Below are 25934 nucleotides of genomic sequence, written 5' to 3'. Positions count from 1 at the left end.
GAATAATGCGAATAATGTATTTTGCATCAAATTTATAAAACAAAAAAGAAAAGCCGAAAACTATTTGGTTTTCGGCTTTTTGAATATTCAAAAAATTAAGAATTATTGTCCTAATAAATGTTTTTTCAAAGTTTCGTCAACTGGTTTATCAGAAAGCCAGATTCCGAATAATGCTTTTTTGAAATCAAACCCTGGGATTTTTCCTTTCAAAACTTCATTTTTAGAAACATAAACATTTTGGTCTAGCGGATTGTAAGCTAAAATGAAAACATCTTTTTCTGTAATGGCGTCACTTAAAAAACTTTTTAACTGTTCAATTCTAGGACGCAATTGTTCCAAATTTGCTCCCGCAGATTTTTCAAAACCTGTATTCATAGCTTTAGTCAGCTTATTAGAAGAAACCATTGAAGAAGTGATTTCAATTCTAACAGCCATTTCAGTGTCGCTGTCTATGATAAATTGAGGATCTTGTGTTAATTGAGATAAATACAATGCTTGAACATAAACTTCCAACCACATTTTAGATCTTCCGCCCGCGCCATTTAGTTGCAATGGTTTTCCTTGAAAGTCTATTTTTCTAGGAACGCTTACTCCATTTACTTCAATTTGAGTTTGTGCAGAAACAGTCGAAAACTGCAAGCTTAACAGGACTGTTAGTAAAAGTAAAATCTTTTTCATATTCATCAATTTTTTATTTTTAGGGCAAAAATAATGGTAATTTATTAATATTTAGTTCATATTGAGAATGTTTTTTTATTCAAAATTTGATGCTTGGTTTTTGTATTCTATTAAAAATCAAATTAGTAAGAGTATGTTTACGTACTTTTACTTGTTTTAAGAATTGTTGAAGTTTTATCCTTTTTAAAAATCACCAAATATTTAATTATTTCTAAAATTTAAGCCTAATTTCAATCTTAAATTTTAGAAAATTTGTTGCCAAATTAATGTTCTTTTGAAAGAAAAGCTAAATAATCACGAAAACGTTATCGTAATCTTTGCTGATCTATTAATTTTATATGCATGCATTGTAATTTACACATTAAAAAATTATCTTTGGAAGCCTTTGCATTACAAAATTAGGCATCGACAAAACACAAAAAACATAAAAAAAACTATCAACTAAAGAAATCTGTTTGAAATCTGGTTGAGAAAAACATTTAAAGTAAACTACTATGGATTTTAATCTTACCGAAGAACATTTAATGATTCAGCAGGCAGCAAGAGATTTTGCTCAAAATGAATTATTGCCGGGAGTTATTGAACGTGACGAAAAACAAATTTTTCCAACTGAGCAAGTCAAAAAAATGGGTGAGCTTGGATTTATGGGAATGATGGTTGATCCTAAATATGGGGGAAGTGGCTTAGATGCTATTTCTTATGTTATTGCAATGGAAGAAATTTCTAAAGTAGACGCTTCTGCCTCTGTGGTAATGTCAGTAAACAATTCGTTAGTTTGCTGGGGATTGCAAGAATATGGAACGGAAGAACAAAAACAAAAATATTTGCCAGGTTTGGCTTCTGGAGAAATTCATGGAGCATTTTGTTTAAGCGAACCTGAAGCAGGAAGTGATGCAACTTCTCAAAAAACAACTGCAGTAGATATGGGAGATCATTATTTGGTTAATGGTACAAAAAACTGGATTACAAACGGAAATACTGCTTCTGTTTATTTGGTAATTGCACAAACACACCCAGAATTAAAGCACAAAGGGATTAATGCTTTGATTATGACTAAAGATATGCCAGGTTTCTCAGTTGGTCCTAAAGAACAAAAAATGGGAATTCGCGGATCTGATACACATTCTTTAATGTTTTCTGATGTGAAAGTTCCAAAAGAAAATAGAATCGGCGAGGACGGTTTCGGATTTAAATTTGCAATGAAAACGCTTGCTGGAGGTAGAATTGGTATTGCTTCTCAAGCTTTAGGAATTGCTTCTGGCGCTTATGAACTGGCTTTGAAATATTCTAAAGAAAGAAAAGCTTTTGGAACTGAAATCTGTAACCATCAAGCAATTGCTTTCAAATTGGCAGACATGGCTGTAAATATAGAAGCGGCTCGTCATTTATGTATGAAAGCGGCTTGGGACAAAGATCAGCACAAAAATTACGATGTAAGTGGAGCAATGGCAAAACTTTTTGCTTCGCAAGTTGCAATGGACACAGCTGTAGAAGCAGTTCAGATTCACGGAGGTAATGGATATGTAAAAGAATATCATGTAGAGCGTTTAATGCGTGATGCAAAAATTACTCAGATTTATGAAGGAACTTCTGAAATTCAGAAAATCGTAATTTCAAGAGCAGTTATCGCTGGATAAAATTGGATTCTAAATAGATTTGAAACCCTTTTGACTTTTAGTTCGAAAGGGTTTTTTTATGAATATTCTTTTACTTTTCATAAGTTTATAGTCCAATTAAATTTTATTTTAAATCATCAATAAAAAAAACAAAACCATGAGAAAACTATATTTTTTACTTCCATTTATTTTTTTTGCGTGCAAATCGGGAACTTCAACTACAAATGAGAAAGAAGTAAAATCAGATTCAAAACCAATAACAGTTACCTACAAAGTAAAGGAAAATGAAATTTCAGATTTTTTAAAATACCTTTCTTCTGATGAAATGGAAGGTCGTGAAACAGGCACTAAAGGAATTGAAAAAGCTGCGGTTTTCTTAGAAGACTTTTTGAAGAAAAATAAAATAAAACCGTATTTTAAAACTTACCGAGATACATTAACCAATTTTGATTCTCCAGCGTTTAATATTGTTGGCATGATAGAAGGAACAGATCCTGAACTTAAAAAAGAATTTGTCGTATTGAGTGCGCATTACGATCATATTGGTATTGAGGCAAAAGATCAGGCGGATAAAATTAATAATGGTGCAAACGATGATGCTTCAGGTGTGACTTCTGTAGCTGCAATGGCAAAATATTTTAGCCAAACTAAAGCCAACAAACGCAGTATATTAATTGTCTTTTTTGCTGGGGAAGAAAAAGGGCTGTTGGGTTCTAAAAGTTTAGTGGAGAAATTGAAAAAGCAAAACTTTAATCTTTATACACAATTGAATATCGAAATGATTGGTGTTCCGATGAAAAGAGATTTCTTAGCTTATATAACTGGTTTTGATAAATCGAATATGGCGCAAAAAATAAACGAATACACAGGAAAAAACACCATCGGATTTTTGCCAAAAGAAGCAGAATATAAATTGTTCTATCGTTCAGATAATTATTCTTTTTTTCAAGCTTTCGGAAAACCATGCCAATCTCTAAGTACTTTTGATTTTGAAAACTTTGATTACTATCACCATGTTTCAGATGAATTCAAATTAATGGATATTTCGCATATCACAGCATTTACTCAAGAATTATTGCCTGCGGTTACAAAAATTGCGGTTTCGCCAACTCAGGAAATAACCATGAACAAATAAGAGGCTGTTTTACAGCATTTGATTATTTTTGTGGAATGAAAAATATTATCGTTACAGGAACAAGCAGAGGAATTGGTTATGAATTAGCCTTGAAATTTGCTGAGGCTGGTCATCAAGTTTTGGCCATTTCTAGAAAAATACCGCAAGCATTATTACAACATCAAAACATAACTTGTCTGTCTGTTGATTTAGCAGATGTAACTGCGTTAAATCAGGTTGAAAGCTTTCTTTCTTCTACTTGGAAAAAAGTAGATGCAGTAGTTCATAATGCTGGGGCTTTACTTTTAAAACCTTTTGAACAAACTACTCAGGCAGATTTTGAACATATTTATAAAGTTAATGTTTTTGCTGTTGCCAATTTAACTCGCATTTGTATTCCTTATTTAGAAAAAGGAAGTCATGTCGTTACAATTAGTTCGATTGGTGGAGTTCGTGGTAGTTTAAAATTTGCTGGATTGGCGGCTTACAGTTCTAGTAAAGGAGCTGTAATTACGTTAACTGAATTATTAGCGGAAGAGTATAAAGAAAAAGGAATTTCGTTTAATGTTTTGGCTTTGGGTTCTGTTCAAACTGAAATGCTAAATGAGGCTTTTCCAGGATATCAAGCCCCAATTTCGGCTGAAGGAATGGCAACTTATATTTATGATTTTACGCTTAATGGAAATAAATATTTTAACGGAAAAGTGCTTGAAGTTTCGTCAACGAACCCTTAAAATTAATTATTAGTTATGAATTATGAGTTATGAGTGAGAGTATTGTGAAAACCAAAAGTTTTGAATTAGCTGTTAGAGGAGTTAATTTTTATAAATGGTTTGTGTCCGAAAAGAAAGAATTCGTAATTAGTAAACAATTTCTGCGTTCTGTTACTTCGGTTGGAGCAAATGTTAGAGAAGCTGTTAATGCGCAAAGTAAGCCTGATTTTATACATAAATTGTCAATTGCGCAAAAAGAATGCGATGAATCAATGTCCTGGCTTGAAATATTAAAAGAAACAAATTATATTTTTTTAATTGAATTTGATTCCATTTATCGGCAATGTAATGAAGTTTTAAAAATCATCAGAAGCATAATAATTACAACCAAAAAGAAACTGATAACTCATAATTCATAACTTATAATTCATAATTCTTTTGAGCGACACTTTAGCTAAATACATTCCCGAACATGCTGTAAAACCCGTTTTTGATTTGATAGTGGCCAATCAGGTTCATTTGAAAATTGTAAACGAGCGTCAAACGCGTCATGGTGATTATAGGAGAGGACCAAGTGGTAAGCATGAAATTACAGTTAATGCTAGTTTAAATAAGTACCGTTTTTTGATAACGCTCATTCATGAAATTGCACATTTGGTTGCTTTTGAAAAGTTTGGGCGAAATATAAAACCACATGGAAATGAATGGAAATTTACTTTTCAGCGTTTAATGGTTCCTTTTATTCGACCAGAAATCTTTCCAGGACAAATATTGCCTTTGTTGGCAAGACATTTCAAGAATCCTTCGGCGAGTAGTGATACCGATACCACTTTGTCTTTGGCTTTGAAACAATACGACAAGGATAATGATAAGAACTATGTTTTTGAAATTCCATATGGAAGCGTATTTAGGATCAAAAATGGAAAAGTCTTTAAGAAATTGGCCGTTCGTACCAAACGTTTCGAATGTATCGAAATAAGTTCAGGAAAAACATATCTTTTTAATCCGAATGCGGAAGTGGAACTTATAAATTAAATCCTAATTTTTGAAATTCCAAATTCCAAAGTGGGAGGGAACAATCGAATATTAAAAATCCCAAATTCCAAGTTTTGCAATTGGAATTTGGGATTTTTAATATTTAAATTTTAAAAGACTTTAGCCTTTCAAATAAGCTTCACGAACTTTCTTGAAAAGGTTTGAAGAATAAACAAATTTAACTACGGCCTCATTGTCGGTCGTAAAGATTTCTTCTTTCGTTCCTTGCCAAGCTTTAAGACCTTTCTTTAAGAAAACAATATTCTCACCGATTTCCATTACAGAGTTCATATCGTGAGTATTAATTACGGTTGTAATGTTGTATTCTTTTGTAATTTCCTGAATTAAGTTATCAATTAAAGTCGAAGTATTCGGATCTAAACCTGAGTTAGGTTCATCACAAAACAAATACTTTGGATTATTTACAATGGCGCGAGCAATTGCCACACGTTTTTGCATACCTCCAGAAATCTCAGAAGGCAATTTTTTATGAGCATCAACTAGGTTTACTCTTTCTAGAACAAAATCAACGCGTTCTTTGATTTGTGACTTAGTGTTGTTGGTAAACATTCTCAATGGGAAAGCTACATTTTCTTCAACACTCATAGAGTCAAACAATGCACTGCCTTGAAATACCATTCCAATTTCAGTTCTTAACTCACGTTTCTCATCTTTGTCCAAATCCGAATAAACTCTTCCGTCAAATTCAATTGTTCCTGCGTCTGGGGTGTGAATTCCTAGCAACGTTTTCAATAAAACTGTTTTTCCAGATCCACTTTGTCCGATAATCAAGTTGGTTTTACCTGTTTCAAAAACCGTCGAAACGCCTTTCAAAACTTTACTGTCACCAAATGATTTTTCTATATTTTTTACTTCTATCATTATCCTAGCAATAATTGAGTTAATATATAATTTAGAAGGATAATAGTAACAGATGTCCAAACAAATGATGTTGTACTTGCCTTACCAACTTCTAGCGCGCCACCTTTCATGTAATAACCATGAAAAGACGGAATTGTTGCCAACAACATGGCAAAGATTAAAGTTTTGATAAAGGCATACGTAATATGAAAGGGAATAAAATCTTTCTGAGCTCCCATAATAAAATCTGCACCAGTTGAAAATCCTCCATAAGCACAAGCAAGCCATCCTCCAAAAATTCCTAAAAACATACTAATCCCGATTACAAAAGGGTACATTAATAGCGCTATAATTTTTGGAAAAACAAGATAGTTTACAGAGTTAACTCCCATAACTTCTAAAGCATCAATTTGTTCTGTAACACGCATTGTTCCGATACTTGAAGTAATGTATGATCCCATTTTTCCAGCCATAATTACCGAAATAAAAGTAGGGGCAAACTCCAAAATTACAGATTGACGTGTAGCGAAACCAATTAGATATTTCGGAATTAAAGGATTAGTTAAATTTAAGGCTGTCTGAATAGCAACAACTCCTCCAATAAAGAAAGATATAAAGCAGACAATTCCAAGAGAGTCAATTATTAAGTCGTCAATTTCTTTGAAAATTAAATTTTTCATTACAGGCCATTTGGTCTGTTTGTTGAAAATCTCTTTCAGCATTAAAAAATATTTCCCGATTTGGGATAAATAACGAATTAGCATCATAATTTTTAAATATTGGCTAAGGTAAAAAGAAGTTATGAGTTTTGGGGTATGCGTTCTGGTTTTTCAACCGTTTTGTCAATCAAATTAACTTTTCTTTCATTTTTTTGAAACGATAGTTTCGAATAAATTTAGCCTGTTCTGGTGTAACCAATAAAGGTGTTTTTGCTTTTTTTGCTTTCCAAAAGCCTCTTATATAATCTAAAAATAAGAATGGTTTTTTCTTCATCATCGCCAGTTTTGCCGAGGCAATTGCCGTGATCCAAAAGCCATATCCTAAAGTGTAAAAAGCTTCGCCTTGTTTGTAACGGGCTGTTTTGTTATAGTTGGCTCCCGTTGGTTTAAGGTGTTTTACGTGTAAAGACTGATCGGTAACGATTTTCCAATCGTAATATTTGCAAAGCAATTCATCTATGGTATCCCAACCCATTGCTGGACGTAACCCGCCAATTTGTTGATAGGTTTCTTTTCTGTATGCTTTTAAGGCTCCGCGAATATGATCTTTATCGGTTAGGTTTTCTAAAACCCATTCGCCATTTTTATCAATATAGCAGAATCCGCCCACCATTCCGATTTTTGAATCAGATTCAAAATGTTTGATGATGGTTTCGAAATAGTTTGGAGGGAAAATTAAATCACCGTCGATTTTTACAATAATATCGTAATCCTGATCTAAAGTTTCAAAACCTTTTTGAAAAGCCTGAATTACTTTACTTCCAGGCATATGTATCGCATCTGAAGTTTTATTGACAACAGAGATGTATGGATTCTCTTTTGCAAATCCCAATACCACTTCTTCTGTTTTATCAGTAGAATTGTCATTTACAACCACAATTTTCGAAGGCAAAACAGTTTGGGTTACCAAAGATTGCAAGGTAAGACCAATTAGATCTTGCTCATTGTGTGCGGGTATAACGATATAATACTTCATATAAAAATTTTAGATTTTAAATTTTAGATTTTAGATTGGTTTTACCTGGTTCTAAAATCAGAAATCTAAAATCGTTAATCTAAAATCTACAATCTAAATTTTTTCTGCCACCACAATATAATATCTTGGAGTGAAATATCTTAATAATGGTCTTAATCCAAGCTTTTTTACCGGATGTGTAAATTGTAAGCGGTCTGTGATTTTCCAGCCTGTTTTTTCTAAAAGCCAGTCCAATTGCCAGTCTTCAAATTCATGGTAATGTCTGTCCCACATATCTGTTTTAGAACGATACGCTGGTGAAAACCATAAACGTAATGGAATTGAAATTAACAATTTGTCACATTTTACATTTTGTAAAATAGTATACGGATTTAATAAATGTTCGAAAATTTCAAATGCCGTAAAAACAGTATAATCTTCTGTTTGTAGCGCCGTATGATCGTTGTCTAAATCTTCGCCTTTAGTATTTTTTACGGTATAGCCATTTTCTTCCATTATTTTAGAAAACGGATTTGGAACTCCAAAATCAAAAATGGTTTCTGATGTGCTAACGTGCTTTTGTAAAAACTCTAAAGTAAGTTTGAATCTTTTATTCGGAAACGTTTTTTCGTACATAGTTATGGCGAACGAATCGATCTCTCGTTCTTGATTTTAATTAGGTCGCAAATATACTAAAAAAGTAATCAGTGTTCAGTTTTTAGTGTTCAGTTACGATGCTAAGTTTAAAAATGAATTTCTCGTAATCCCGATAGCTATCGGGAGCGAAGTCGCAAAGTATTGAGCAAAAAAAATAACCATATAAGTAATATAAGATATTTTAAGTTTTCACTTAACTGAACTTATATGACCTATATGGTTAAAAAAAACTTTGTGACTTCGCGTCTTTGCGAGATTATTTTAGTATCTATAAACAAACGCGTTAATGTTCATTCCTGCTCCAACTGAAGCAAAAATTAAAACATCGCCTTTATTGATCTCGTGATTTTCTATTTTTCCTTGTAAAATCAAATCGTATAAAGTAGGAACCGTTGCAACACTGCTGTTTCCTAAATCGTGAATACTCATTGGCATAATATCTTTCGGCGGTGTTTTATCGTAAAGTTTGTAGAAACGTTCGATAATCGCTTCATCCATTTTTTCGTTGGCTTGATGAATCAGGATTTTTTTCACTTCATCAATTGAAATGCCGCTTTTATCTAGACAGCTTTTCATCGCGCATGGAACATTGCTTAAAGCAAATTCGTAAATCTTGCGACCGTACATCTTGATGTATTTGATATCCGGATCTAAATCTGGATTATATGATTTTCCGAAGAAAAGATAATTGGCTTCATCATTTGCATAAGTAGCACTTTCGTAAGCTAATAATCCAGCGTCATCAGTTGAGGCTTCAAGAATTGAAACTCCGGCTCCATCAGAATAAATCATAGAATCACGATCATGATCGTCTACAACTCTTGAAAGGGTTTCGGCTCCGATTACCATTACTCTTTTTGCCATTCCAGATTTGATAAAAGCATTCGCTTGTAGCACGCCTTCAATCCAGCCTGGACATCCAAAAAGAATATCGTAAGCCACACATTTAGGATTTTTGATTCCTAATTTGTTTTTAACTCTTGTTGCTAAACTTGGTAAAACATCGGTTTGATGTGTTCCTGTTTTTACATCGCCAAAGTTATGAGCGAAAATAATGTAATCTAAAGTTTCAGCATCAATTCCTGCGTTCGCGATTGCTTTTTGCGCAGCGAAAAATGCTAAATCAGAAGCAGTATATTGTGGTTCGGCATAACGGCGGTTTTCAATTCCGGTTATACCTTTAAATTTCTTAATTACGACTTCGTTCGGGTAGCCAAATGGAGTTCCATCTTCATTTAAAAAAATATGTTTGTCAAAATCTGTATTCTTAACTTCTAGGTTAGGAATGTAACTTCCAATACCAATTATTTTTATTTTCATTTTTCCCTTTAATTATCCGATAAATTTAGCGCTAATGTATAAATAATATTATGATAACTATCATAAAAAATAGTATGCATGCATATAATTATGAAATAACAATTTTTTGGATGATATATTGTGTTTCTTTTAATGATTTTTTAATATTTCCTAGATTTCAAACGATTGAAGCCAATTTTTGATGCTCTCAAATTTGAGGAATATGGTTGTTTTATTGAGATAATTTCACAAAAACATAACAAAAAGTTATGTTTTTATAAACCCGATTCTTCTTTATGTTTTGATAGCGTGAGGGATAGGAGGAAGCTACCGAAGTTTAAAAAAAGTTTCAAGTTTCAGGTTTCAAGTTGCCTACATAGCGTGAAACCTGAAACTTGAAACAAAAAATAAAACCCGACAAACTTTTAAATCTGTCGGGTTTTTAAATATGTGTAGAAAAACTATTTTTTAGCTTTCCATGTAAGCTTCAATTGGTGCACAGCTACAAACTAAATTTCTGTCACCATAAGCATCATCTACACGACGAACAGATGGCCAGAATTTATTGTCGGCGATGTAATCTAATGGATATGCTGCTTTTTCTCTTGTATAAGGGAAATCCCAGTTATCAGTAGTTAACATGGCTAATGTATGCGGTGCATTTTTCAATACGTTGTTTTTGTCATCAGCTGTTGCTGCGTCAATTTCTTTTCTAATTGAGATCAGTGCATCACAAAAACGATCTAATTCTGCTAAATCTTCCGATTCTGTAGGCTCGATCATTAAAGTTCCTGCAACTGGGAAAGAAACCGTTGGAGCGTGGAAACCGTAATCCATTAAACGTTTTGCGATATCACCTACTTCGATTCCGTTTTCTTTAAATGCACGGCAATCTAAAATCATTTCGTGCGCCGCTCTTCCGCATTCTCCTGTGTAAAGAATTGGGTAGTGACCTTCGAAACGAGATTTCATGTAGTTTGCATTCAAGATTGCGTGCTCAGTAGCGCTTTTTAATCCTTCAGCACCCATCATTGTGATGTAACCGTAAGAAATCAAACATACTAAAGCAGATCCGTAAGGTGCAGATGAAATAGCTGTAATTGCTTGCTCACCACCAACTTTTAAGATTGGGTTTGTTGGTAAAAACGGAACTAATTTTTCGTTCACACAAATTGGTCCAACACCAGGTCCACCACCACCGTGAGGAATAGCGAAAGTTTTGTGTAAGTTTAAGTGACAAACGTCAGCGCCAATTGTAGCAGGATTTGTTAATCCAACTTGTGCGTTCATGTTTGCACCATCCATATATACTAATCCACCGTTTTCGTGGATTAATTTTGTGATTTCGATAATTGAAGATTCAAAAACGCCGTGAGTAGAAGGATACGTTACCATTAAACAAGATAAATCATCTTTGTGTTCAATCGCTTTTTCTCTTAAATCTTCTACGTCAATATTTCCTTCTGGAGTTGTTTTCGTAACAATGATTTTCATTCCGGCCATCGCTGCAGAAGCAGGATTTGTTCCGTGAGCCGATGAAGGAATCAAACATACATTACGGTGCTCGTCGCCTCTTGATAAGTGGTAAGCACGAATCGCCATTAAACCAGCATATTCACCTTGTGCTCCAGAGTTTGGCTGTAAAGTTGTTCCAGCAAAACCTGTAATTACATTTAATTGCTGCTCTAATCTTTTCAACATTGTAAGGTAACCTTCAACTTGGTCAACTGGTGCAAACGGGTGAATGCTGTTCCAGTTTGGCATTGATAAAGGCAACATTTCAGAAGCGGCGTTTAATTTCATCGTACAAGAACCTAATGAAATCATCGAGTGATTCAATGATAAATCTTTACGCTCTAATTTTTTGATGTAACGCATCAATTGGCTTTCTGAATGATGATTGTTGAAAACATCATGTGTTAAGAAAGATGAAGTTCTTTCTAATGAAGCTGGTAATTGGCTAGCCTCAGTTAATTCCGTAACAGAAACAGTTTCTTTTCCTAAAGCTTCAGCAAAAATCGCAACGATTTGGTTGATGTCTGCAATTGAAGTCGTTTCGTTTAACGAAATTGAAATCGTATCAGCATCAGGATAGAAGAAGTTTACTTTGTTTTTCTCCGCAATTGCTTTTACTTTTTGAGCATCAGCTTTTACCAAAATAGTATCAAAGTAAGCTGAGTTAACTTGAGAAACTCCAATTTTATTTAAAGCCTCAGCAGTTGTAACCGCCGATGCATGAACTTTGTTTGCAATATATTTCAAACCTTCTGGTCCGTGGTAAACCGCGTACATTCCAGCCATAACTGCCAGTAAAACCTGAGCAGTACAAATGTTAGAAGTCGCTTTTTCACGTTTGATGTGTTGCTCACGAGTCCCTAAAGCCATACGTAAAGCACGGTTTCCGTTTGCATCAACAGAAACTCCAATGATACGACCTGGCATAGATCTTTTGTATTCGTCTTTAGTTGCAAAGTAAGCAGCGTGAGGACCACCGTAACCCATTGGCACACCAAAACGTTGTGTAGTTCCAACAACAACTGCAGCTCCCATTTCTCCAGGAGAAGTCAAAGTTGCCAATGATAAAATATCAGCAGCAAAAGCCACTTTAATTTCATTTTCTTTTGCTTTAGCAACAAAAGCACTATAATCGTTTACCTGACCGTATTTTCCTGGGTATTGTAAAATAGCTCCAAAGAATTCATTTGAAAAATCAAATGTTTCGTGGTTTCCAACAACTAATTCAATCCCGATTGGAGTTGAACGCGTTTGAAGTACAGATAAAGTTTGTGGTAAAATTTCTTCAGAAACGAAGAATTTATGTGTATTGTTTTTCTTTTGATCACGAGTACGAACGTCAAATAATAACGCCATAGCTTCTGCAGCAGCAGTTCCTTCATCTAATAAAGATGCATTGGCAATTTCCATTCCAGTCAACTCGATAACTGTAGTTTGGAAATTTAAAATAGCTTCTAAACGACCTTGTGCAATTTCTGCTTGGTAAGGCGTGTAAGCTGTATACCATCCTGGGTTTTCGAAGATGTTTCTTTGAATTGGAGCCGGAACGATAGTTGGGTGATAACCTAAACCAATATATGATTTAAATGTTCTATTTTTCTTCCCTAAGTCACGAATATGATTTGCATATTCGAATTCTGTCATCGCAGGATCTAAATTCAACGGCGCTTTTAGACGAATATCATCTGGAAGTGTTTCATAAACAAGTTGTTCAATCGAATCAACTCCAATAGTTTTCAGCATGTGCTGAAGATCAGTTTCTCTTGGACCAATGTGTCTTAAAGCAAAAGCATCTGTTTTCATGTAGCTATCTAATGTTTTTAAATGAATGTGATTCGGCTATTTACGAGGCGAATAACATTTAAAAGTAAATGTGTTGTTTTTTTGTGCCGCAAAATTAAGTATTATTAATAATTTAATAGGTATTTTTAACTTCAATTTTTATCAAATTTCTAACTAAAGAGTTGATTTGTTACCAATTGATTAGATTTGAGCTATGAAACTTCTAAAACAAATATTCGATTTTTATTTAAACAGCAGTATTCACGTGGCTTTGTCGTGTTATGCTTTGGTCCGAATTACATTTCATGTGTTTCATATTCAGTATGATGAGCCAATGGCATTGTTTGTTTTTTTCGGAACTATTGTAGGATATAATTTCGTAAAATATGATGCACTGGTTCGTGTAAAGAAAAATCCGATAGGAACACAGTTGAAAATTATTGCCGCTTTGAGTTTTATTTCAGTGATTTTGGTTGGTTATTATTTTTTTCATCTCAAAAGAATCACACAGATTGTCTCCGTTGGAATATTTGCTATAACCGCATTGTACACTTTACCGTTTTTTCCGAACAGAAGAAATGCCAGAAATTGGGCAGGAGTAAAAATTTATATTGTAGCACTTTGCTGGGTGGGCGCGACTTTGGTTTTGCCTTTAATAAATGCCGAACTTCCATCTACTATGGATTTCTTTATTAAATGCATTCAGCGTTTTATTTTGGTTTTTGTGCTGATTTTGGTTTTCGAAATTTTAGATTTAGCCAATGACGATCCGCATTTGCAAACCGTTCCGCAGACCATCGGAGTGAAGAAAACCAAACTTTTAGGATTTTTGTTATTGATTCCGTTTTGGTTTTTAGAGATTTTTGTTTCAACATTTAATATTCATGATGCCATTATAAATTTGATAATGGTTGTAATGTTGATGTTGTTTATTGCTTTTGCAAATACGAATCGTTCGAAATATTATACTTCTTTTTGGGTAGAAAGCGTGCCGATTTTTTGGTGGTTGATGGTCGTTTTCTTTAGATGATTTTTTGGACGTGCCACCATCCCGATAAAAGGGCTAATTCACGTTGCGCTTATTCGCCCTTTTATCGGGATGCTGTCGGGCTATACGCGCTACTTCGGTAGCCAGCTTCTATCCCTCACGCAAACCGTAAAACGAGAAAAATCATTTTCAAAATTTAATACGATCCAATATTGTGGAGATAGCCAATGGTTTTAACCATTGGGACGCGATCTTTGCTTCGTATTTTGCATGGGTTTTGCTATGTTTGAAATTTAGAATTTATAGAGTGTTCAATTGCCTCCAGCTTTAGCTGGAGGTTAATAGATGTTTCTAATCTGGCTTTAGCCAAAACTCAAGTTCGGCTAAAGCCAAAACATTCGATTAAATTTCTCCTCCAGCTGAAGCTGGAGGCAATTCATAATCTGTTTCTGAAACATCTTTCAAAACTTTATTTCTGTTCAAAAGAAATTTAGTTTGATGTTTTTTTAAAAATAAAACATCAAATAACTTTCCAAAGATTCCGAATGGCGTTTCATATTGCAATTTATCTTTCATGATGGTCATTCCATTTTCTTCTTCAAAAAAATGTTCGTGTTTGAAAGATTTGAATTTTCCTTCTTCCATTTCGTCCACGAAATAATCATAGAAATTCATTGCAGTAATTCTGCTTTTGTGAGTCAAATAAAAACCGAAATGTTTACCGCGCCAAGTTACCGTTTCATTTAAATTAATTAATCCAAAAGTTATTCCCGCAATTGCTTTTTCTTGTGATTTTCTTGCAGATTTTTGATGAATATCGATATTTCTGGATGCATCAAAAACGATTTGTTTTGGTGCGTTTATTTTTGTGGTTAGATTTATTTCTGTCATTTTTTTACTTAGTTAAACCCGACAGGTTTTTATTCGTTACGAATTGTAGAGTTTAACTTTGTCAAAGTTTCAAACTTTGACAAAGTTTTTCCGCAATCTTGTCATTTCGACGAAGGAGAAATCTCCACAAGAAACTCTATAAAGATTGGCGATTCTGTGCGGAGCTACTCGCGGAGATTTGCTTCGCCTGTTCGCTATCGCTCGGGTCTCCTTTGTCGAAATGACAATATTATGTGAATTGAGGTTCTATAATAAATTTTTTAAAGCCTCATCAATATCTCCAAACTTAAATCGAAAACCCTTTTCCAGAAGTCGTTTCGGGATCACATTCCTGCTTTTTAAAACCAATTCCGTTTCGGTTCGAATGAAAAAAGAACCAATTTCAAGAAAGAATTTATTTAAAGGAATCCCAAATGGAAAGCCAACTGCTTTTCGAAGTTTTTCCATAAAATCAACATTTCGGATTGGTTCGGGTGAAACCACATTTACAACGCCAGTCATTTCTTTTTGGATAATGAAATCAACCGCATTGGCGAAATCTTCTTCATGAATCCAACTCACAAACTGATTTCCACTTCCTTGTTTTTCTCCAAAACCGATTTTTGCCAAAGTCTTTAACGGAATCAAAGCACCGCCGTTTTTTCCTAACACTATAGAAGTTCGTAAAGCCGTTTTTAAAGTTTGCGGAGTTTCAGTTTTAAAGAATGCTTTTTCCCAAGACAAAGCGACATTTATAGAAAAGTCATTTCCGATTTCGCCGTCAACTTCATCCATTTGTTTGTCTAATGAAAAACGATAAATAGTTGCGGTTGATGAATTCAGCCAATGCTTCGGTGGATTTTGGCAATTTAAAACCGCTTTGTTCAGAATTTTGGTACTGTCAATTCTAGACCATAAAATGGCTTTTTTATTTTCTTTCGTGTAACGACAATCCACCGATTTTCCAGCAAGATTAATTAAAACCGATGCATTTTCTAATTCTTTTTCCCAACCAGAAAATGTTTTAGCGTTCCAGTTTACATATTTAATTCCGTCTTCCGTTTTTGATTTCCCTCGGGTTAGAATTACAATTTCATCAAATTTATTTCTGAAATGATTTACTAAAACCTGTCCTAAAAATCCAGTTCCTGCTGCTATAATAAGTTTGGTCATTGTTGTGTGATTTTTTTGCCACGAATTACGCGAATTAGCTCTAATTTTCTCCTTGCTTTGGCTTTGATTTCACGCAGATTTTGCTGATTTTAGCAGATCTGTGCAGATCGAAATTTATAAATCTGTCTAATCTGCTTTGATCATTTTAAATCTGCGTGAAAAATTTACTCTCGCAGATTAAGCAGATTTAAGTTAAAATCAAATTCGTGCAAATTGATGTAATTCGTGGCGAATAACTTTTGATTAATTTAAAATTAAAAACAGAGCAATAATTCTGTAAAGAATCCAAGTGAAAGATAAATAAAAAGGAAGTTTTATAATTTTAATTCTCCTGAAATGTTCCAAAAACATAATCAAAACCGTTACTCCAAACCAACCTAAAATTATCATCTGAGGAATTTGAACAAATTGACTCAAAAGTAAAATCGGTGTTAGAATCAAACTTCCCATTAAAGAAACCGTCATTAAATTTCCTGCATAATTGATAACAGTTTGTTTCTCCAATTTTAGAAGGAATAATACTTGAAAAACAATTTGTCCAAAAGCTAAACTTAATTCTCTTGTAACGGTACTTTTTGGAAAATTCAAAATCAAACTAGAATATCCGAACAAGACAACAGTTGTAATTGTTAAGGCGAATCCGATGAACAGAAATCTATATTTATAATTGAAATCAGGTGTGCATTGTAATTTATTTTCCTCTTTTACAGTTCCTGGAATAATGACTTTTCTATTATAAGAAACAAAAGAATATAACTTTTTCAGAACGAAATGAATCGGTTTTATGGTTGTAACTTTTTCAATTAGCGGAAAAGAAAAACCGACCACTTTATCAAACTATCAATTCCGTACGTTACCGTTTTAGTTTTATTATCGACCAAGGCGATTTCGTTTGGAGCACGTTTTAAATCAACAAAATTTTGCTCTTCCTCAGATAACTGGCAATAAGATTTTCTTCCGTTTTGATCCAACATACCGCTTTTTACAAATCCTGTGGTATATAAACTGCAAAGCGGAAAATCTTCATCATAAAGCAAAGTTTGATTTTCGAGCGTTTTCATAATTTTAGGTTTTTAGGTTGATTAATTCTAAGCGCATAATTCTTTTTCAACTGGAATCTGCTGAAGCTTTCTTTTATTTTTAACCGTAATTTTAGATCCTTTTGCTAAGAAAACAGAAACCGGTTTTTGGTTTTGAAGAAATTTAAAATCACTTCCATAATTTTTTCCAAAATCAATATCAATGTGATGATTTAAAACTTCAAATTGTTCCCATCTCGGATGAGTAACTTCATATTCAAAAGTGGTTTCAGCGTTGATTTTTGTATAACCAAAATAATGTTCAGTAATAAATTCAGCTTCAGAACCAACTTCAATTTCAGTTAAGATGTTTTTAGTCTCTAACTGAATTGTATTCCATTCTTTATCTTTTCTCCATTGATATATAAAAGTGTTTGTGCTTTCACTTTCGATAATTTCATGTCTCATTTTCTGAGTTTCGTAATGCTCCTGATACAAAGTATTAGCAATAAAAGTGATCGCTTTTTTCGGAACAATTTCTTTCACGAAAACAACGCCGCGTTTCCATTCTCCGTTTTCAAAACGTTTGACATAAAATCTCAAATTCACTTCTTCAAAGTTGATGTGAAACGGAACTTTAAATCCTAAAACTTTGGTGTTTTTAAACATAAAGCCAACCAAACTAACATAACATTTGTTGTTCCAAATATCAATTTCAGTTCCAGCGGGAACATATTTCTCTAAAACCTCATGATCAACTTCATAATTGAATAAGGCTAAATTTTTCCATTCTGCATTTAAGAAATCCATGATAAGTATTGTTTTTATATTTTTAAACTTTCAGAAAAAAATGAAAGTTTAATTTAAATTTTTTTATTTGAGTAATTTGATAACCATACGACCTAGCCAGTTTTCGTTCATCTCTGTTATTTTGTCTAACATGTTGTCTACTTTCAAAACAAAATCATACAACTTTTCGGTTTGATCTACGAAGTGTTTTTCTTCTGCAGAATCTTTTACATCAATAGATGAAACCTCTTTTAAAATTTTAAGAGTCGGTTTGATTTCTCTTTTGCTTCTTTCTCTCGAAATCTTCACGGCCAATTCGTCCAAATCTTTTTCAGCTGTAAAGAATTCTCTTCTTTCTCCAGCTTTAAATTCTTTGTAGACAATTCCCCAATCCATTAAAGCTCTTAAGTTCATGCTTGCATTTCCGCGGGAAATTTGCAATTCTTCCATAATGTCTTCCATAGAAACAGCTTCGTTTGAAACCATTAATAAAGCATGAATCTGTGCCATGGTTTTATTAATGCCCCATTGAGAACCTAATGCTCCCCAAGACTGAACGAACTTATTTTTTGCCTCTTTGAATTCCATGTGTCAAATGTAAGTAAAAGTTTTTAAACTTTCAAAAATATTTGAAACATATTTAACAAATAATAAAGTTATGTTAATTCGACTCGTCAAATTTTTGATTAGCTGATGATACAGCTATTTTTGTAAAAATCACTTTTTATGGAATTATACTATACTTTTTCGGTGCTTATTGTACTAGCATCTTTCTTCGCCTATTTGAATTTAAGATTTTTAAAACTTCCGGGAACCATCGGAATTATGATTATTGCGATGCTGGTTTCAGTTGGAATTCGTCTTTTGGGAGATTCTTATTTTCCTGCAACTACCAAACATTTTTTTGATTTAATAAAGGAATTTGATTTTAACGAAATCCTAATGGGAGCGATGTTGAACTTTCTTTTATTCGCAGGAGCTCTTCACGTAAATATGGCCGATTTAAAAGAGCAAAAAGTGTCTATTATGATTTACTCTACAGTTAGCGTAGTATTATCAGCTTTAATTATTTCGATGTTGCTTTATTACATTGCACCACTTTTAGGAATTAATATACCTTATATTTTTTGTCTCGTTTTCGGAACTTTGATTTCACCGACGGATCCAATCGTTGTTTTGGGCGTTTTAAAAGAAGCTAAAGTTCCTAAGAGAATTGAAACCAAAATCGTTGGAGAATCTTTGTTTAACGATGGAGTAGCAGTAGTAATGTTTGCTGTTGTTCTAAAAATGGCAACCGATCCAACATTCGATGCGACTTTTGGTTCAATCACCTGGTTGTTTATAGAAGAAGGAATCGGCGGACTTTTATTAGGTGCGGTTTTCGGATTTACTGCTTCAAGAGTTATGAAAAAGGTAGATGATTATAAAGTTTCGGTATTAATAACACTTTCTATCGTAACAGGAGGTTTTTTAGTTGCTCAGGCATTGCACGTTTCTAGTCCGCTTGCTATGGTAGTAGCCGGATTAATTATTGGAAATTATGGTAAAAAAGTTGCCATGAGTGAAGTGACTAAAGATTATCTGGGAAAGTTTTGGGAACTTATAGACGAAATCCTAAATGCTGTTTTATTCTTATTTATTGGTTTTGAATTGCTTTTATTGCCAGATTTGAATAAACAATTACTAACCGGTTTTGTAGCTATTTTTATTGTATTGTTTTCAAGATTAACTTCGATTGTTTTGCCTTGGAAATTCTTCGACATTTTTAAATTCTTCGGAATCAAATCGGCATACAACAAAGGTTCTTTGATGGTTTTGGTTTGGGGAGGAATTCGTGGTGGAGTTTCGATTGCATTGGTACTTTCTATGCCAGAGAGCGAATATAAAAACTTGCTTTTAGAGGTAACTTATATTGTCGTATTGTTTTCAATTGTAGTTCAAGGATTGACTGTTGGGAAATTGGCTAAAAGAGTTTTGGAGAAAGAGTAAAGAATTTGGAAAGAGACAAGAAGCAAGAAAAAAGATTTCTATTCTTTGTCTTAGATTATTAAACTGAAAACCCTGCAAGTTCTTTTGTAGGGTTTTGTTTTTTATCGTTTATCGTCTTTAGAATAATTAGATTCTCCATTAATATTAATTTCTCCGCCTAAAAACTTCGGTTCGCGATTTCTTAAAACATCAAAAAAAGATTTACATCTAGAAAGACATTCCCTGAATTGAACATAATTGTAGCCTAAATATTCTCCTTTATTTGCAGAATATCCAACTGATTTTACGCCCAATTTATTTCCGATGTAAATCGCGCGATTTAAATGGTATTTCTGAGAAATCAAAGTGGCTCTTTTTATTTTGAAAATATGTTTCGCACGATACATTGTTGAATATGTATCGAAACCAGCATAATCGATAAAAATCTTTGTGGTGTCAACACCATGATCGTAACAGTAATTCTTCATTACAGTCAATTCATCATATTCTTCACGGCCGTTATCTCCAGAAAGCAGAATTTTATTGATACGTTTTGCTTTCCAAAGCATAATTCCTGCATCAAGTCGGTCTTTTAAATATTTGCTTGGTTGATTTCCATTAATTCCAGCTCCAAAAATAATTCCGACATCATTCTTTGGGAACTTCTTCACCGAGTAATAAATCTTGGTTTTAGTAGAAGAGGTTACATAATAATTGATGGCGATAATCGCAACCAATCCGATAATGATAAGGTAAAACGCTATTTTAAAATATTTTTTCAAGATAAATTTTGTAAGATAAAGATTTAAAAATACTAAGATAGTTAGACAAAATCAAATAAAAAAACCGAAGTGAAAAGCTTCGGTTTAATCTAAAATTATAGTGATCAGAATTTAATCTAAAATCAGAAATCTAAAATCAGAAATTAAAGAAGTCCCGCTCTCTTCAACAAAGCTTCAGGTTTTGGTTCTTGACCTCTGAAACGTTTGTATAAAGTCATTGGGTGTTCTGTTCCTCCTTTAGAAAGGACATTGTCTTTGAACTTTTTAGCGATTTCTTCGTTGAAAATCCCATTTTCATGGAAATATTCAAAAGCATCAGCATCTAGAACTTCGGCCCATTTGTAGCTGTAATATCCAGAAGAATATCCGCCTTGGAAAATATGTGAAAAAGCTGTACTCATCGCATTTTCTTTTACATCTGGATACAATTGCGTGTTTGCAAATTGCTCGGTTTCGAAGGATTTAAGATCCTTAATATTCGTTGGATCTTGTCCGTGCCAAGCCATATCCAATAATCCGAAACTTAACTGACGCAATGTTGCCAAACCTTCTTGGAAACTTGCACTTTCTTTGATTTTCTGAACATACTCAATCGGAATAATTTCTCCCGTTTCGTAATGATTCGCAAATAAAGCCAAAGCTTCTGGTTCGTAACACCAGTTTTCCATAATTTGACTTGGCAATTCTACGAAATCCCAATAAACAGAAGTTCCAGATAAACTCGGATAAACCGTGTCAGCCAACATTCCGTGTAATCCGTGACCGAATTCGTGAAATAAAGTAGTTACTTCATTAAAAGTCAATAACGAAGGTTTTGTTTCGGTTGGTTTTGTAAAGTTGCAAACGTTCGAAATATGTGGTCTTTCGTTTACGCCGTCTTTTACATATTGCGATTTGAATGAAGTCATCCAAGCGCCATTTCTTTTTCCTTTTCTTGGGAAGAAATCAGCGTAGAAAATCGAAACTAAATCATTTTTAGCATCACGAACTTCATAAGTTGTTACTTCTTCGTGGTATTTATCGATATCAAAAACTTCAGTAAACGTTAAACCGTACAATTTTTTAGCAACTGTAAAAGCACCGTCTAAAACTTTTTCTAATTGGAAATAAGGTTTTAGTTTTTCATCATCTAAATTAAAAAGCTGTTGTTTTAATTTCTCAGAATAATAAGCACCATCCCATTTTTCCAATTGCTCGATTCCGTCTAATTCTTTTGCGAAAGCGGTTAGTTCTGCAAATTCTTTTTGAGCGGCTGGTTTTGCTTTTGCTAATAAATCATTTAGGAAAGAAAATACTTTTTCTGGACTTTCGGCCATTCTTTCTTCTAAAACAAAATGCGCATGCGTTTTATAACCTAATAAATTGGCTCTTTCATGACGAAGTTTAGCAATCTTTAAAACAATTTCTTGATTGTCAAATTCGTTGTTTTGAAAACCTTTTGCGCCAAAAGCAATTGCCATTTTTTTACGCAATTCGCGATTATCAGCATAAGTCAAAAACGGAACATAACTTGGATGGTCTAAAGTGAAAATCCAGCCTTCTTTTTCCTGATTTTTTGCTAATAATCTAGCGGCTTCGATTGTGCCTTCTGGTAAACCAGACAAATCTTTTTCATCCGTTAAATGCAATTCGAAATTGTTGGTTTCTGCCAAAACATTTTCGCCAAATTGCAAACTCAATTTTGATAATTCTTTGTCAATTTCTCTTAATTGATTTTTCTTGTCTTCTGGCAAATTCGCTCCGTTTCTAGAAAAACTTTTGTATTTTTTATCTAATAAAGTCGTTTGTTCAGGGTTGAGGTTCAAACTTTCTTTTTGATCGTAAACTGCTTTTACTTTCGCAAACAATTCAGTATTTAAACGAATGTCATTTCCGAATTCTGAAAGCCAAGGCGAAACTTCCTGAGCAATTTTCTGCATTTCGTCATTCGTTTCAGCCGAATGCAAATTGAAGAAAACACTAGAAAGACGATCTAAAATATCGCCAGAATAATCCATTGCGACAATTGTGTTTTCAAAAGTCGGTGCTTCTGGATTATTTACAATCGCATCAATTTCGGCTTTAGCCAAAGCAATTCCTTCCTGAAAAGCCGGAACGTAATCTTCGATTTTAATTTGCGAAAAAGGTGCGGTGTTATGTTTGGTATTGAAATATTGTGTTAATACGCTCATTTTGAAGTATAATGTTTAAAAATATAAATTAGAAAATCATAGTTTGAATTTCTCCGGACTCTGAAAATTATTCCAAAAACGAAGTAATTCTAGATTGTTGTTATTGATGCGATAAAAAAGTGAAATATGTTTGGTGATGACAATTTTATAAACGCTTTTGTAATTCGTTTTGATAAATAAAACATTGTCATTTTGTAAAAGTTCAATTGTGGTATTTACTTTTTGAATAAAATTAAAAGCGACTTTTTCAGACCATTCTGCTTCCAGATAATCAATGTTGTTCCAAAAGTCTTTTTTAGCTTGTGGAGCCCAAATTACATTCATTATTTGAAGTACTTAGAATAACGATTTTTGGTTTCCTCCATAACAGCATCATGTTGGATTCCTTCATTGTTTTCTAAAGAATAAATGGCTTCGTTGATCTTGCTTTTTTGCTCTTCAGAAAGGTTTTCTTTGGATTGGATAAAATCAACAATTTCCTTGATCAAGTCAGGATTATCAATGTCTAAAATAATTTTAGCCAGCTCTATTTTAGAAGTTTGAATGTTCATTTTGCTTTTTTCTCAAAGTTAAGTTTTTCTTTTAGAAATTTTTATAACGAATAGTTAATAATTCTGAGGCAGACTATTTCGCAAAGGCTCACAAAGAAAAAACACAGAGATTCACAAAATTTTGTGTGTCTCTGTGCTTCTTCGTGTATCTCTGTGAAATTACTTTTTCAATCCTTCAGCCGCTTTATTGACCGCTGCTTTCAATTCTTCTTTATAAGCAATAATCGTGTCCAAAACTTTTTTGTCATGGCTTCCGATGATTTGTGCTGCTAAGATTCCCGCATTTTTTGCTCCGTTTAAAGCTACGGTTGCAACAGGAACGCCGCCTGGCATTTGTAAAATCGATAAAACAGAATCCCAACCATCAATCGAATTGCTTGATTTTACTGGAACTCCGATTACAGGAAGCGGAGACATCGAAGCTACCATTCCTGGCAAATGTGCTGCACCGCCCGCACCGGCAATAATTACCGAAATCCCGCGATTGTGTGCATTTTTGCTGAAATCGAATAATTTCTCCGGCGTTCTGTGTGCCGAAACAATATCTACTTCAACTTCAACATTGAATTGTTTTAATATGTCGATTGCATCTTGCATAACTGGCATGTCTGAGATGCTTCCCATTATAATAGCTACTTTGCTCATGTTTTTATTTTTGTTTCAAGTTTTAAGTTTCAGGTTTCAAGTTGTTGCTGAGACTTAAAAAATATTTTGTTATAAACTGTAAAACTGTGACTGCGACTGAAAACTAGCTTAAGTGCTAATCACTCGAATAGTATTCTTAACTTCCTGAGCAATTCTTCTTGCTTCAGCCATATTCTCATTCACAATAGTTACGTGCCCCATTTTTCTAAAAGGACGCGTTTGTTTTTTACCGTAGATATGTGGCGTAACACCGTTCCAACCTAAAATGGTTTCGATATTTTCATAAACGACATTTCCAGAATAACCTTCGGCACCGACTAAGTTTACCATAATTCCGGCCACTTTGCTATCTGTGTTTCCTAATGGAAGATCTAAAATAGCGCGTAAATGATTTTCGAATTGTGAAGTATAACTTGCTTCAATAGAATAATGCCCCGAATTGTGTGGGCGAGGAGCAACTTCGTTAACCAAAATTTCGTCATCCTGAGTCTGAAACATTTCAACCGCTAAAAGTCCAACGTGATTGAATTTTTCAGAAACATTTAAAGCAATTGCTCTTGCTTTTTCTGCAACTTTTTCGTCGATTCTTGCTGGGCAGATTACGTATTCAACTTGGTTGGCTTCCGGGTGGAATTCCATTTCTACAACCGGATAGGTTTTAATTTCTCCAGATGGATTTCTGCAGACAATTACGGCTAATTCGTTTTTAAACGGAACCATAGTTTCGGCGATACACTCTACATTTGGAAGATTATCTAAATCTGAAATCTGACGAATTACTTTTACGCCATTTCCGTCATAACCAAATTCGGTACATTTCCATACAAACGGAATCGTGATTTCATTGTTTCCAACTGATTTTTGCAATTGCGCTGGATTTTCAAATCGTAAATAAGACGCAGTTGGAATATTACTTTCTGTATAAAAGTCTTTTTGAGTTCCTTTATTCTGAATTCCTTTTAAGGTTTTTGGAGATGGATATACTTTTAAGCCTTCGTTTTCTAATTGCGTCAAAGCTTCAAGGTTTACCAATTCGATTTCGAAAGTCAAAACATCGACTTGTTTTCCGAAATTGTAAACCGTATCATAATCCATTAAATCACCTTGAAAGAATTTATTGCAGGCAAATTTACTCGGCGCTTCGTCGCTTGGATCTAGAACGTAAGTTTGTATATCAAATTTTCTAGTGTCGAACAAAAGCATTTTACCTAATTGTCCGCCACCTAATATTCCTAATTTAAAATCAGAAGAAAAATAATTCATTTTGCGTTGTGTTTTTGCAAAGATACTTTTTAATCTTTTTTTAGCCAAAATTTAGTTTTTAGCCACAGATTAAGAGGATTAAAAGAATTTTGTTTTTTTGCCACGAATTACGCGAATTAGCACAAATTTTTTAACGCACTGCAATTAGTGAAAATTAGTGTAATTCGTGGCAACCTTAAAAAATCATTTTTAATCCTTTTAATCTGTGGCAAACAAAATCTATTTTATTTTCTTCAAAACTTCTTTTGCGACGGCTTTGTACGCGGCTGAATGATCTCCGAAATCTTTGTCGATAATGACTTTCAATTCGGGATGGATCCAGTCGTAATGATTTCCTAAAATGTATAAAGTTCTTATTGAATAGGCTTTTGTGGCAACTTTCACATCATTAATCAACCAATCAAAACTTGCTTCAATACAATCTTGAAGGTTTTCTTCGGAGAGTTTAATGCAGTTTTCGTTTTTCTTGTAATGCGATTTCACCAGAAGCTGTGTCACTTTTGCAATCGGACGAAGCGAACTTTCATCTTTTAAGATTTTCAAATTTGAACAGAAAAAATCAAGATGGGGCTGGAGCCAAAGCAATTCTTCGTAAGAAACAAATTCTAAAATCCAGCAGGCCTTATGATTGTTTTTGTCTGATGGCGTAAAACAAATGGAAACTAATTCACTGAAAAGGTCAGGATTTTCCAAGACATACTGTGCTGCTTCTAGTCGATTTTCTCTATAAGCATTTACGTAATCCAGCTTTTTTTGTAATTCAGACAACAT

Annotated in this window: 27 protein-coding genes; 7 read left to right on the top strand and 20 right to left on the bottom strand. The window is 33.7% G+C overall.

The annotated features are described in order from the left end of the window. Positions 1-102: 102 nt before the first annotated feature. Positions 103-678 carry a chalcone isomerase family protein gene (locus tag ABTV69_RS02245; RefSeq protein ID WP_433833873.1) on the bottom strand — a complete coding sequence of 192 codons (576 nt, stop codon included), beginning with the start codon at positions 676-678 and terminating at the stop codon, positions 103-105. 494 nt (positions 679-1172) lie between these two features. Here ABTV69_RS02245 and ABTV69_RS02240 point away from each other — a divergent pair, with 494 nt between their 5' ends. From ABTV69_RS02240 to ABTV69_RS02220, 5 genes are all read left to right on the top strand, one after another. Then, positions 1173-2315 carry an acyl-CoA dehydrogenase gene (locus ABTV69_RS02240; protein WP_433833871.1) on the top strand — a complete coding sequence of 381 codons (1143 nt, stop codon included), beginning with the start codon at positions 1173-1175 and terminating at the stop codon, positions 2313-2315. Between the two features lie 136 nt (positions 2316-2451). After that, positions 2452-3429, top strand: a complete 978-nt coding sequence (locus ABTV69_RS02235; protein ID WP_433833869.1) for a M20/M25/M40 family metallo-hydrolase — start codon at positions 2452-2454, stop codon at positions 3427-3429. A gap of 35 nt (positions 3430-3464) precedes the next feature. Continuing rightward, positions 3465-4142, top strand: a complete 678-nt coding sequence (locus ABTV69_RS02230) for an SDR family NAD(P)-dependent oxidoreductase (RefSeq protein WP_433833867.1) — start codon at positions 3465-3467, stop codon at positions 4140-4142. Between the two features lie 29 nt (positions 4143-4171). Continuing rightward, complete coding sequence (locus ABTV69_RS02225) at positions 4172-4540, top strand: four helix bundle protein (protein WP_433833865.1); 369 nt, start codon at positions 4172-4174, stop codon at positions 4538-4540. Positions 4541-4559: 19 nt separating this feature from the next. Then, the gene (locus ABTV69_RS02220; protein ID WP_433833863.1) at positions 4560-5156 is read left to right on the top strand and encodes a SprT-like domain-containing protein; all 597 of its coding nucleotides are present in this window, start codon (positions 4560-4562) and stop codon (positions 5154-5156) included. A 120-nt stretch (positions 5157-5276) separates the two neighbouring features. On the opposite strand, the gene ABTV69_RS02215 is transcribed toward ABTV69_RS02220, so the two are convergent. From ABTV69_RS02215 to gcvP, 6 genes are all read right to left on the bottom strand, one after another. Continuing rightward, on the bottom strand, positions 5277-6038 hold the full coding sequence (locus ABTV69_RS02215) for an ABC transporter ATP-binding protein (protein WP_433833861.1): 762 nt from the start codon (positions 6036-6038) through the stop codon (positions 5277-5279). Beyond that, positions 6038-6784 carry an MlaE family ABC transporter permease gene (locus tag ABTV69_RS02210; protein ID WP_433833859.1) on the bottom strand — a complete coding sequence of 249 codons (747 nt, stop codon included), beginning with the start codon at positions 6782-6784 and terminating at the stop codon, positions 6038-6040. Before ABTV69_RS02210 ends, ABTV69_RS02215 begins: the two co-directional genes overlap by 1 nt. 79 nt (positions 6785-6863) lie before the next feature. Beyond that, on the bottom strand, positions 6864-7712 hold the full coding sequence (locus ABTV69_RS02205; protein ID WP_433833857.1) for a glycosyltransferase: 849 nt from the start codon (positions 7710-7712) through the stop codon (positions 6864-6866). A gap of 93 nt (positions 7713-7805) precedes the next feature. Then, positions 7806-8327, bottom strand: coding sequence for a methyltransferase (locus ABTV69_RS02200; RefSeq protein WP_433833855.1), 522 nt, complete (start codon positions 8325-8327; stop codon positions 7806-7808). Between the two features lie 282 nt (positions 8328-8609). After that, on the bottom strand, positions 8610-9668 hold the full coding sequence (locus ABTV69_RS02195) for a 3-oxoacyl-ACP synthase III family protein (protein ID WP_433833853.1): 1059 nt from the start codon (positions 9666-9668) through the stop codon (positions 8610-8612). 447 nt (positions 9669-10115) lie between these two features. Next, positions 10116-12965 carry an aminomethyl-transferring glycine dehydrogenase gene (gene gcvP / locus ABTV69_RS02190; protein ID WP_433833851.1) on the bottom strand — a complete coding sequence of 950 codons (2850 nt, stop codon included), beginning with the start codon at positions 12963-12965 and terminating at the stop codon, positions 10116-10118. Between the two features lie 193 nt (positions 12966-13158). Between gcvP and ABTV69_RS02185 the strand changes: the two genes are divergently transcribed. Then, entirely contained in the window at positions 13159-13974 is an 816-nt protein-coding gene (locus tag ABTV69_RS02185; RefSeq protein WP_433833849.1) for a hypothetical protein, read from the top strand. A 360-nt stretch (positions 13975-14334) separates the two neighbouring features. Here the strand turns inward: ABTV69_RS02185 and ABTV69_RS02180 are convergent, their stop codons facing one another. The 6 genes from ABTV69_RS02180 to ABTV69_RS02155 form a co-directional block, all read right to left on the bottom strand. Continuing rightward, the gene (locus tag ABTV69_RS02180; RefSeq protein ID WP_433833847.1) at positions 14335-14823 is read right to left on the bottom strand and encodes an SRPBCC family protein; all 489 of its coding nucleotides are present in this window, start codon (positions 14821-14823) and stop codon (positions 14335-14337) included. A gap of 246 nt (positions 14824-15069) precedes the next feature. Next, on the bottom strand, positions 15070-15975 hold the full coding sequence (locus ABTV69_RS02175) for a TIGR01777 family oxidoreductase (RefSeq protein ID WP_433833845.1): 906 nt from the start codon (positions 15973-15975) through the stop codon (positions 15070-15072). A 243-nt stretch (positions 15976-16218) separates the two neighbouring features. Continuing rightward, a complete protein-coding gene (locus tag ABTV69_RS02170) occupies positions 16219-16803 on the bottom strand; it encodes a hypothetical protein (protein ID WP_433833843.1) in 585 nt (194 codons plus the stop codon). Further along, on the bottom strand, positions 16779-17036 hold the full coding sequence (locus tag ABTV69_RS02165) for a hypothetical protein (protein ID WP_433833841.1): 258 nt from the start codon (positions 17034-17036) through the stop codon (positions 16779-16781). The genes ABTV69_RS02170 and ABTV69_RS02165 overlap by 25 nt, the downstream gene beginning before the upstream one ends. Before the next feature lie 27 nt (positions 17037-17063). Then, positions 17064-17804, bottom strand: a complete 741-nt coding sequence (locus ABTV69_RS02160; RefSeq protein WP_433833839.1) for a YqjF family protein — start codon at positions 17802-17804, stop codon at positions 17064-17066. 63 nt (positions 17805-17867) lie between these two features. After that, positions 17868-18371 carry a GbsR/MarR family transcriptional regulator gene (locus ABTV69_RS02155; RefSeq protein ID WP_433833837.1) on the bottom strand — a complete coding sequence of 168 codons (504 nt, stop codon included), beginning with the start codon at positions 18369-18371 and terminating at the stop codon, positions 17868-17870. 138 nt (positions 18372-18509) lie between these two features. Between ABTV69_RS02155 and ABTV69_RS02150 the strand changes: the two genes are divergently transcribed. Then, a complete protein-coding gene (locus ABTV69_RS02150; RefSeq protein ID WP_433833835.1) occupies positions 18510-19772 on the top strand; it encodes a cation:proton antiporter in 1263 nt (420 codons plus the stop codon). A 101-nt stretch (positions 19773-19873) separates the two neighbouring features. Here the strand turns inward: ABTV69_RS02150 and ABTV69_RS02145 are convergent, their stop codons facing one another. The 7 genes from ABTV69_RS02145 to ABTV69_RS02115 form a co-directional block, all read right to left on the bottom strand. Next, entirely contained in the window at positions 19874-20533 is a 660-nt protein-coding gene (locus tag ABTV69_RS02145; RefSeq protein ID WP_433833833.1) for a SanA/YdcF family protein, read from the bottom strand. Between the two features lie 143 nt (positions 20534-20676). Further along, positions 20677-22704, bottom strand: a complete 2028-nt coding sequence (locus tag ABTV69_RS02140; RefSeq protein WP_433833831.1) for a M3 family metallopeptidase — start codon at positions 22702-22704, stop codon at positions 20677-20679. Positions 22705-22740: 36 nt separating this feature from the next. After that, a complete protein-coding gene (locus tag ABTV69_RS02135; RefSeq protein WP_433833829.1) occupies positions 22741-23028 on the bottom strand; it encodes a type II toxin-antitoxin system RelE/ParE family toxin in 288 nt (95 codons plus the stop codon). Next, positions 23028-23255 carry a hypothetical protein gene (locus tag ABTV69_RS02130; RefSeq protein WP_433833827.1) on the bottom strand — a complete coding sequence of 76 codons (228 nt, stop codon included), beginning with the start codon at positions 23253-23255 and terminating at the stop codon, positions 23028-23030. Before ABTV69_RS02130 ends, ABTV69_RS02135 begins: the two co-directional genes overlap by 1 nt. Before the next feature lie 159 nt (positions 23256-23414). After that, positions 23415-23900: a 5-(carboxyamino)imidazole ribonucleotide mutase gene (gene purE / locus ABTV69_RS02125; RefSeq protein WP_110305564.1), complete on the bottom strand. Its 486-nt coding sequence runs from the start codon at positions 23898-23900 to the stop codon at positions 23415-23417. Between the two features lie 108 nt (positions 23901-24008). Further along, positions 24009-25163 carry a 5-(carboxyamino)imidazole ribonucleotide synthase gene (locus tag ABTV69_RS02120; RefSeq protein ID WP_433833825.1) on the bottom strand — a complete coding sequence of 385 codons (1155 nt, stop codon included), beginning with the start codon at positions 25161-25163 and terminating at the stop codon, positions 24009-24011. A gap of 219 nt (positions 25164-25382) precedes the next feature. Next, entirely contained in the window at positions 25383-25934 is a 552-nt protein-coding gene (locus ABTV69_RS02115) for a hypothetical protein (protein ID WP_433833823.1), read from the bottom strand.

The sequence above is a fragment of the Flavobacterium anhuiense genome, from assembly GCF_050990855.1.
GTDB classification, from domain to species: domain Bacteria; phylum Bacteroidota; class Bacteroidia; order Flavobacteriales; family Flavobacteriaceae; genus Flavobacterium; species Flavobacterium anhuiense_C.
Note: the sequence above shows the minus strand (reverse complement) of the source record. Positions and strands in the feature narration are given on the sequence as shown.